Annotated in this window: 3 protein-coding genes; 2 read left to right on the top strand and 1 reads right to left on the bottom strand. The window is 36.3% G+C overall.

The genetic code is table 11. From position 1 onward, the window contains the following. Nucleotides 1-184 precede the first annotated feature (184 nt). Nucleotides 185-1114 (bottom strand): RluA family pseudouridine synthase, encoded by a 930-nt coding sequence (locus tag AC1WHX_RS11710; protein ID WP_022602811.1) that lies wholly within the window; start codon nt 1112-1114, stop codon nt 185-187. 230 nt (nt 1115-1344) lie between these two features. Between AC1WHX_RS11710 and AC1WHX_RS11705 the strand changes: the two genes are divergently transcribed. Both AC1WHX_RS11705 and pssA read left to right on the top strand, forming a co-directional pair. Further along, nucleotides 1345-2001 (top strand): phosphatidylserine decarboxylase family protein, encoded by a 657-nt coding sequence (locus AC1WHX_RS11705; protein WP_031258917.1) that lies wholly within the window; start codon nt 1345-1347, stop codon nt 1999-2001. Nucleotides 2002-2045: 44 nt separating this feature from the next. Next, nucleotides 2046-2735: a CDP-diacylglycerol--serine O-phosphatidyltransferase gene (gene pssA / locus AC1WHX_RS11700; RefSeq protein WP_278582708.1), complete on the top strand. Its 690-nt coding sequence runs from the start codon at nt 2046-2048 to the stop codon at nt 2733-2735. The last annotated feature ends 83 nt before the right edge of the window (nt 2736-2818 follow it).

Below are 2818 nucleotides of genomic sequence, written 5' to 3'. Positions count from 1 at the left end.
GGTAAAGAAAATTCACCTTGCTGCTTATATAATTTATTTTCTCAACGTCATAAAATAATAAAAACAAATGACCAAAAACCGCACTTTAATAAAAAAAGTATGCAAAGTTAATAAGATTATTTGTGTTATTAAAAAGTAGCGAGCGAAAAGTATTCTCAAAACGAGCCTCTTACCCGCATCTTTTTCATCGACCTTTTACAATATACCTGAATTTAGCAGGAATCGGCGTTTCAAAAAACATGTCTCTCCTCGTTACGGGATGAACGAACCTCAAACGAGAAGCATGAAGAGCCAAACGTCCTAAAGGGTTGCATGTAGCTCCATATTTTTTATCTCCGATAATGCTGTGTCCTAAATCTTTCATGTGTACCCGAATCTGATTTTTCCGTCCGGTGGCCAATTGCAATTCTACTAAAGAAAATTTTCCATTGCTTTTGAGCACCTCATAGCGAGTAAGCGCATATTGTCCCTCATCCTTATTCTGTGTAGAATAAACCTCATAAGCAGCATTTTCGGCAAGATAAGAAGAAACCTCTCCCTTATCTTTATCGAAAGCACCTTCCACAACTGCAACATAACGTCGGTCCAGCACCATATCGTTCCAAGACCGTTGCATAGTTTCCTGAATCTGTTGGCTTTTGGCAAACATCATCAACCCGGAAGTATCCCGATCGAGCCGATGGATAATGAATATTCTGCCGGCAGGATCATCTGCTTTCACGTAATCGCTAAGTATATGATAGGCTGTTTTTTCTTTAATGCGGTCTGTTGACATCGAAAGAAGTCCGTATCCTTTATCAATGACAATCAAAAACTCGTCTTCGTACACAATACGCAGACGACTATGCTTAAACACCCTAAATCCTCTTTCAAAATTTATCGCCAATTCATCACCGGAATGCAAAAGATCATCGAACTGTGTCGTAGGAATATTATTTATTGCAACCTGACGATGGGACAAAAGAGACTTTACCGTTGTCTTACTCTTTTCAGGAAACAACGAGAACAGATAATCCAACAATTTGACAGGACCTTCCTGCACCGAATATGTCTTTACCGAACTTTCCTGATTATATCTTCTATTGCTTTTTCTATTATTACGAGTTTGTCTCATGTTAAGCGTTCTTTTTATTTCAAGTTACAAAGATAGACATTCAAGAATATTTTACAGGGTATATTTCATAAATTCAGAAAAGATATTCAAAAAGTCCAGATATATAATTCATCGAAAAATTCGGACTGTCTCTGAAAGCCTGTCTATAAGATTTTAAAAGAGTTCTTTTGCTATTCCATAAAATGTCATTACTTTTGCATGATAAATTTTTACGTTGCGATATTATGAAAATGAAAATACATCAGGAAGGACAAAACATACTTATTATATTATGTATTATCTTACTGATACTGAATAGCCTCATTCACTATTTTATAAACATACATTATGTTTCTATCCCTTTTCTTGTAATTTCGATCATATTCTTTTTATTGGTTCTCAATTTTTTCAGATCACCCAAAAGACATTATAAAGGAGATATAGAAAACAGCATCGTAGCCCCCGCCGATGGTACGATCGTAGCCGTAGAAGAGGTTATGGAAAATGAATATTTCCATGATAAAAGAATTCAGGTATCTATTTTCATGAGCATATTCAACGTACATGCCAACTGGTTTCCGGTAAACGGAACGGTAACTCATGTAAGCCACCAAAACGGACGTTTTATGGCAGCATATCTTCCCAAATCAAGTACAGAAAACGAACGTTCTACAGTAGTTATCAAAACAGATAAAGGTGAAGAAATTCTTATGCGTCAAATTGCCGGAGCTATGGCACGCCGCATTGTCACCTATGCAGAAGTCGGAGATAAATGTCATATAAACGAACATATGGGGTTCATAAAATTCGGTTCCCGCGTAGATGTATTTCTTCCTTTAGGGACAGAGGTTCTTGTCAAATTAAATGACAAAACGACAGGGAATATAACTCAAATTGCCAGATTATAGCTTTGTCGAAAAACAGGAAAAGACAAGGCCTAAATGACATCATTATGAAAAAAATTATAGTCCACATACCCAATACAATTACATGTCTGAATTTACTATCAGGATGTTTTGCTTGTCTTTTCGCATTTAAAACCGATTTTGAAACATCGGCTCTGTTTATCTGTCTGGCTGCACTGTTCGACTTTATGGACGGATTTGCCGCCCGATTATTAAATGCCTACTCCCCTATGGGAAAAGAGTTGGATTCTTTAGCAGACCTGATCAGTTTCGGCATGGCTCCAGGTATCTTAATATTCTCTTTTACCGGACAATTAATCACTCCCGAATATCCGATATTCATTCGAGAATACTTCCCTTATTTAGCATTCTTAATACCGGTTTTCTCCGGTTTGAGACTGGCCAAATTCAATATCGATACACGTCAAACTACGTCTTTCATCGGATTACCGGTTCCGGCTGATGCACTTTTCTGGATCGGAGTTTGCTTTTGGGGACTTGAAAACGGATTCAATATTTATGTATTAGGCTGTTTGATCCTAATCTTTTCCTATTTATTGGTATCCGAATTGCCGATGTTTTCTTTAAAATTTAAAGACTTATCATTGCGCAATAATTACATACGGTATATTCTTTTATTAGGAGCAATAGTCTTTATTACATTATTCGGATTCGGCGGATTCGCCGCAGCTATTGTACTTTACATCGTTTTATCAGTTATTAATATAAAACTGTGAAAACAAAAACGGAACGGTTTTTGTTAAAATATAATCGATGCACACAAAATATTCTCAGTTATGGTTATTATTCTCTATAGTCT

The sequence above is a fragment of the Coprobacter sp. genome (genome assembly GCF_982436375.1).
Note: the sequence above shows the minus strand (reverse complement) of the source record. Positions and strands in the feature narration are given on the sequence as shown.